Annotated in this window: 1 protein-coding gene; it reads right to left on the bottom strand. The window is 55.1% G+C overall.

The genetic code is table 11. The features are described from left to right. Positions 1 to 105 precede the first annotated feature (105 nt). Positions 106 to 419: LysR substrate-binding domain-containing protein (locus SOP95_RS31790; protein ID WP_323609555.1), on the bottom strand; the 314-nt coding region annotated here is incomplete at its 5' end.

Raw genomic sequence — 419 nt, 5'->3', positions numbered from 1 at the left:
GTCCTCAAATATGCCCCCGAATATAGCAATCCACTGGAAATGAATGGATCTCCATGGTCTAGGAAAAGGCATAAATGATCAGCTTAACAGCCTGCCCGACGAGGCCTAAAGACTCTCAGGATCGCCAAAAAACATCTGAATCCGCGACCTTAACCACCGCTCCCCCGGGTCATTATCCTGCGACTCACGCCACGCCATATGCAGCTCAAAGCTACGCACTGGCAACGGCGGATCTTCTGCTCGCAAGCCACCGGCTGAGGTCAGAGCCTCGGCCGCATAGTCCGGCACGGTCGCCAGAATATCCGTGCCTGCCAGCAAGGTACCCAACCCGTTGAACTGCGGCACGGCCAATACGACGTGGCGTTTGCGGTCGAGTTTTTCCAGTTCTTCGTCAATAAATCCGCTCAAGTCACCGGCAA

It is taken from the genome of Pseudomonas sp. YuFO8, assembly GCF_035065025.1.
In the GTDB taxonomy this organism is placed as follows: Bacteria; Pseudomonadota; Gammaproteobacteria; order Pseudomonadales; family Pseudomonadaceae; genus Aquipseudomonas; species Aquipseudomonas putida_AE.
The sequence above is the reverse complement of the archived record's forward strand: the minus strand, read 5'-3'. Positions and strand labels throughout refer to the sequence as shown.